2 protein-coding genes are annotated in these 6,985 nt (G+C 41.5%); both read left to right on the forward strand.

The annotated features are described in order from the left end of the window. Window positions 1-4,528: T9SS type A sorting domain-containing protein (locus QZZ43_RS17440; protein WP_291861985.1), on the forward strand; the 4,528-nt coding region annotated here is incomplete at its 5' end. Between the two features lie 716 nt (window positions 4,529-5,244). After that, window positions 5,245-6,985 (forward strand): hypothetical protein (locus QZZ43_RS17445; protein ID WP_291861987.1); only part of this gene is annotated, 1,741 nt, incomplete at its 3' end.

The following is a 6,985-nucleotide window of genomic DNA, read 5'->3' on the forward strand; positions in this document are numbered from 1 at the left end:
TACCCTTGAATTTTATTGGAATAATAGTTCAGCTTATACCGGCATTCATGAACCTTCATTCTGTGTGGACGAAGTGATGATTACCGGAAAGTCAGTTGAGCGGCCTGTTTCTTTTTCTGCTACAGTAATCAATGTGAGTCAGATAGATTTGGCTTGGGAAAAGAACTCAGAAGGACAGGATGTGCTTATAGCATTTTCGTCATCAGGAACCTTGGGAGCACCAGATGAAAATATATCTTACACTGAAGGAGATATACTCCCTGGGGGAGGAAAAGTGATTTATAAAGGTTCTGCTACTACGTATAGTCATTTCATAGAAGGAGAGAGTAAAGCCAATTATAAGATTTGGTCCGTTTCGACAGCTGATACATATTCTACTGCATTGTCTGCGTCCACTGTAATGCCGGCTAGTTTACCATTTTTTGACGGGTTTGAGGAGGATTTTTTCTGGAATACCATTCCTTCTACTAATAACAATTGGTATAGGGGACAGGCTGATTCAAAGACAGGCTCTTTTTCTGCATATGTTTCAGAAAATGGCGGGTTTACAACTGATTTTAATAATAATTATTCTGCTGATCCTGCTGTGCTCGAATTACCTGTTAACCTTGCCGGTTTTTCTTCTATTTCAATTGATTTTGATTGGAAACTGGATGGTTATATTGAGAACACTTATGGTTATGTTCAGCTTGAGAATGGAGGTGCTACATATGCTATGGATGATTTTGTTGCAGGTAGGACCCCGGATCGCCTGGCTGATCAGCCGACATGGCAGTCAATAACAGATTGGACTATTTCGAATGACACTTATTTTTCTGCCGGTTCAGTGCTTCGTTTTTATATGGCAATAAACGGGGGAGAGAATCCGGGATTTGTTGTTGATAATATCAATATTGATGGAATCCTTAAACCTGTTTCAACCCCAGCTGTAGAAAATAACGGAGGCCTAAAAAATTATGTGTCCTGGACCAATGCCGCTCAAAACCTGGAAGTTGTTGTTGTTGCAGGCCTTAATGGTGAAGCCATTGGCGATGTCACCTCAGGTACAACTTACTATGTTGGCGATGTTCTGAGCAATGGTGGTAAAGTGGTTTATATTGGTACAGGTAGTACTTTTTCCGATGAAAATGTAATGCCAGGTCAGCAATATCAATATAAGGTTTTTCAGAAAAACGGGTTGACTTATTCAACTGGTGCGTTAACTGGTACAGTAACTGTTCCTGATAATGTTGGGTTTTATGAGGATTTTGAAAATGGCACGAATGCATGGACGCCGACAAACTTTAATGGTAATACCTGGCATGTGGGATCACCTGTGACATATGGGAACGGCTCCGATGTTGCATTTTTAACCAATGATACCATTAATGCTCAATATACGTTTGATAATAAACAAGGGGCAAAGGTTGAGTTTTCAAAAAGTTTTTCATTTGCTGCGTTTTCTTCCGGAACCGTTCTAGAATTTGACTATTTAGCTAATGTTAAAACAGGGGATATTGCCTATGTGAGTTTAATTGATCATAACAATGGCGATGCAGAGTTGTTATCTACAACCCAGGTCGCAAATGGCTCCTGGACTTCTTTTAGCAGTGCTGTCTCTCCTGTTGCTGACGTGGCAGGAACGAACTCTTTAACAATAGTTTTTGGGGTTGATATAACGACAGCTAGCGATGGAACTTATTCGCCCGGTTTTCTTGTTGACAATATTTCAATTACCGGTTCTAACGACAACACTTCAACGGTTTCAAATGGAGCTGGCGGAGTTCCTTCCATAAGTTCACTAAAAGATACCGAGGCTGAAGCTGTTGAGGTATTTACTTTTGATATAACAGATGCTGGATCAGGGGATGCAAAACCAACAGATATTCATCAGATGACCATTACCCCGGGCACTGGAAATACGATTTCTAATTGGCGTGAAGTAATTGGTGGTGCAGCGTTGTATGATGCAACTGATGTTCTTATTGCTTATGGTTCAATTCAAACTGCCGGTATTTTCTTCGACCAGGAAAACATGATTCGTGTGGCAGACGGCGGCACCGAAAACTATAAATTGAAAATATGGTTGCAGGAGTCATTAGCTACAAATGTTGATAATGAAGGTCTGGGTTTTCATTTGACCAGCGACAATATTGCAGCCTATAATGGTTCTTCATTTGGCGATCCCGGTAGTACTTCTGTAAATAGTACTACTAGTACCGTGTCAATTAGTGCTACCGAACTTCGTTTTGATCAACAAGCATCAACCAGTGCTGTTTCAGGAATAGTACTTTCCACACAACCGGTTGTTGTTGCCACCGATGCCAATGGGAATGTTGATAGTGATTATATTTCGGATGTTTCTCTGGTATCTGCTCCAACGGGTGTTGCGGGTACTACCACAGTAACACCACTTTCAGGTTCAGCAACTTTTACAGATGTTTTGTTTAACTCATTAGGTGTTTATCAGATTACAGCTTCTTCGGGTACTTTAACGTCGGTAACCTCTCAGGATATAACTGTGTCTGTTGGAGGAAGTGGAACTACAGATGGTGGTCAATACATAGGTGCGGTTAAACTCGCTGGTATTGAAAATTACACCTACGAAAGATCACTTGGAGGTTATGGTTTATTTCTGGATCAGGAAGCACGGATGACCAAGGGTTTATCCTATGAATTATCTGTTTTTGTGGTCGGTGGAAGTGCAAACCTACGTGTTTATATAGATTACGATGGAGATAATGTTTATGATGCTCCATCCGAGGAATTACATGATTTTGGTACCGTAAGTGATGGCGTTCATAGTAGCTGGGTAACCATTCCAACCACTCAATCTACTGGTACATTTCGTTTAAAAGTCGAGTTTGTTGATGGTTCCGGCAATGGCGAAATTGAAGATTACACAGTAATTGCTACCGACAACCAATGGACAGGTTACACGCCCGAGTGGGATGTAAATGCCAACTGGAGCAGCGGACAAGTGCCTGTGGATAATGTCTATATTCCCGGGAACCCGGTGGATGGAAACTTTTTCCCGGTGTTAGATATCGATCGGGCAATTGATCAACTGACTCTTGAGCCTGGGGCCAATATAACCTTGAAGCCGGGTGTGTCTATGACTGTCAACTCTGCTCTGAATAATAACGGGCTTATTGTTCTGAAATCAACTGTTGACGCAGTTTCAGCCCTTAATGTACCTCAAGGGAACACCGATTCGGGAAATGGGCAAATTGAACTCCCTTTAGTAGGCAATCAATGGTTCCGTCTGGGACAACCCTTTGCTTCTCCTACCGGTGCAATGTATAAGGCCGGTGACACCTCCAGCTGGGTGTACCGTAGTACAACCAATTGGCAGCGAATCACGGATGCCGCAAATGCCATTGCCCCCATGGAAGGAATTATGGTGCTCTATGAAAATGATGTTACACTCAATAGCACTGGTTCGCTGAATACAGGAACTATGAGTTGGACGATTCCCTATGGTCGCGGTTATTACCTGTTTTCTAATCCTTATCCGTCGGCAATGAAATGGGCACCTAAATATTCAGATGAGGTCAATGATTCTGGTGTGGGCGTAAGTGATAATTTAGATGCAACAATTTATTACAGAGTTTATGCAGGAGCCATTGTAGGGGATTATATGATTACCTATAACGGATCTGCAGGAATATCAACTTATGTTGATGGGTTACCTGGTGGATATACTGAAGAGAATATTGGAAATATCTCTCCGATGCAATCGGTTTGGGTAAAAGTGAACGATGCCGCTTCTGCAACTATCGATCTTGATAACAGAGCCCGTAGTACAGACAACTCAGTGCCACTGAAGAGTGCATCTTCTTCTGATGGAGAAAGGAAAACTATACGCATACTGCAGTCTAATGAATTTATTTCTGATGTGGCATTGATTTCGTTTGCAGAAGGTTATGTGGAAACGATTGATCGGGAAGATTCAGAAAAAATGTTCAATAGTTCGACCAATGTGCCGGAAATCTACACCCGTGTGGATTTAAAAGCCTTGGCCATTAACGGACTGCCCGCGCTTTCCGGAGAGTCTTATACGTTCCCTATCAGTGTTCGTAACCGCGTGAGTGGTGAAGTGTCTTTCTCCGCAAATCTGGATGAGTTTACTTCTAATTTCGATGTGGTACTTGAAGACAAAGTAGCGGGTGAATGGATAAATCTTAGAACGATTGATGAGTATATTTACACGCCTGCTCAATTGGGCGATGTACATGATCGTTTTGTATTGCATCTCAACCGGGTTCAGCAAGTGGCTACCACTATTGAAGAGAACAACATGGAGGAGAATGTAAAAGACATTTTTATTATTGGAAAAAAAGAGTCTGTGTTGGTAAAGATTAATGCAGAACTGTTGAATTCCGGTGAGGCAACTATTGAGGTGATGGACATAAATGGCCGATTAGTTAATAGTAAGCAAACTACATCATCAGAAACAGAAGTTGCTCTGCCATCTGCATCGGGAATGTATGTAATAAAAGTGAATGCTGATGGTCAGCATAAAACCGAAAAGGTATTGAAAAAATAAAGAATAAGTAGGGCTTGCTGAAATATAATTAAAGGGCTAATAATAAATTTATTATAGCTGATAATTTCATTCAAAGTCCAAGGTTTTCAAGTAAATCTTTAATAAAGTCTGCACCTGAGTGATTAATGGTCAAAATGTCACTGTTTAAAAGAGTGTTTTTAGGCTGAATGACTTTTACTATTTGAAAGGCGCGGTGGCCTGTCCGTTTTCCGGGCCGGCGAATAGCGGGAAGCCAAAATGGGCGACTTTCAAGGCCTTGCGCAATGGCCGGAAATTTTGGCTTTCGCGGGCAGATAGGTTTAAACGGACTAGCCTTTTTTCGTTCTTTTTGGGGCAATGCCAAAAAGGACAATAAAAAATAAATTTAAAATTGGGCTGCTGACTTTTTCAGCGACCCCTATGTAGGCAGGTAATTAAATAGCCTTTTTCTTATTACTTGCCGGAAACAAAAATATAGAGTTCCCCTTTTTGCAGTCCCCCTTGGGAGGATTTAGGGGGCCAAAACGATCACAATTAACCCTGTGAAGTTAGAAAGTCTCGCCCCAAAACGTTGGGTAGCGGGGCTTTTTTATCTGTTTAGGTTTTTTGTCTTCAATTAACGGTTATTGGCCAAAGTAATCAATCAGATGGCCAAATAGTACAATCATTAAGTCAGGCACATACGTAAATAAAGATACTTTTGTTTTGCAAAATGTTTCATCTAACCTGTTCCGAGTATGTGTACCTATACCAAACTAAAATTCCTTTCATTTCTTTTTTTTATTTCCTTAGCGGCTTATGCTCAAACTGGACCTGCAGGTGTTGGTAATTCCTCCGGCGCCAACGGACAACCGGAAAATGTGGTGTGGCTTGATGCTTCGGATTTGACTTCTTTTGGTGCAGGAGATTCCTGGATCGACAAGTCAGGAAATGGACATGATGCCTATAATGACGGAGGAAACATCTCTCTTTCTTCTTTAGGCGGTCAAAATGCTCTGGATTTTTCAGGGTTTACCAGTGGAAATTTTTCCATACCCCACCATCCGGTTTTTGATGACATGGAAGCCTTGTCGGTTTTTGTGGTGTTTAATACAGGTAATAGCACCGATCCGCAAGGACTTGTTTCTAAAAGAAACAACTCTGGAGATGCAACATTTACTATGTTTTTGTGGACCGGCTATTCTTTAAATGCCGATTACAGTACAAGTGTAAATCGAATTTCTGGAACACCTAACCCGGCCGGGACTTCCTATATTGGGAACTACATATTTGAGGTGAACGACAGTTCTAAAATATATAAGAACGGAACACTGGACAACAACGCATTTGAGTTGACTGATGGTACTCCCATAAATAACACGGTTACTGATATTGAGATAGGGAAACTGGATCGGAATTATACTACTTTTTTTAAGGGACAGATTGCAGAAATAATTATTTATAAAACCAATCTTTCCGATGTTAAGCGTGCATTGGTTCAGACTTATCTCAGTCAGAAATACGGCATTGCTGTAAATGACGTCCAGGTTAGTTATGCACCTTCCAATGATGACTTCTGGCAGGATGTTGCTGGTATTGCTCAGAAAAGTCTGTCGGTAAGAGATTTTGGGCCATCAGCAGGACTATATGTTGATTTGAACGGTGCCGTTGAAGGCGATTTTGCACTGGCCGGCCATAACGGTTCTTTAAACGACGAAGCGTCCATTGATGTGAGTGCTAAAGTTACGGTATCCGGTGCTCAGGCAGCCTGGAACCGGGTTTGGTATGTTCAGAAATCCGGAAATGCAGGAGTGAAACTGTCATTCGATTTATCCGAAGGTTTCCAGGGGGGACTTTACCCTCAGGAAATTGGTAATTATGTATTGCTCCGTAAAGACAATGCAACCGGAGATTATAGTCAGGTAACAGCAATTAATAAGGGGGTTGAAGAAAGTGATCGCATTTGGTTTCAGGTTTCTGACACTGACTTTAGTAATGGATTTTTTACGTTGGGAACTACCGATCAGGTTACAAGTCCGTTGCAGGGGGCCGGAAGCAGAATCTGGTATTCACTCAAGTCAATCGGTAATTGGAACGACCCATCAACCTGGACTTTGGCACCATGTGGTTGTGTCCCGGATAATCCTTCAGGATTAACTCCGTTAACTTCACCAACTGCCGCTTCCGATAAAGTGGTGATTCTTAGTGGTAAAAAAGTATCGGTACCGGCAGGAACTGATAATATGGAAAATAAGGGACTTACGGTTCATGGTGAATTGGATTTGGGAACTACAACAGGTCATAGTTTTGATCATATTTCCGGTACGGGTATAATTGCCATGGCTGGAGATAATTTTCCGGCCGGTGATGCATTTGATTTTGTTACGGAGGGAGAAGGAGAAGGAAAAGTTGAGTATTATGGTGGTGACTATAGCATATCTTCAGCATCGGAATTTTTTAATGTGGATGTTGTTTTGGATAATAGTACATCAGAGATAA

The organism is Marinilabilia sp. (assembly GCF_016278715.1).
Lineage (GTDB): Bacteria > Bacteroidota > Bacteroidia > Bacteroidales > Marinilabiliaceae > Marinilabilia.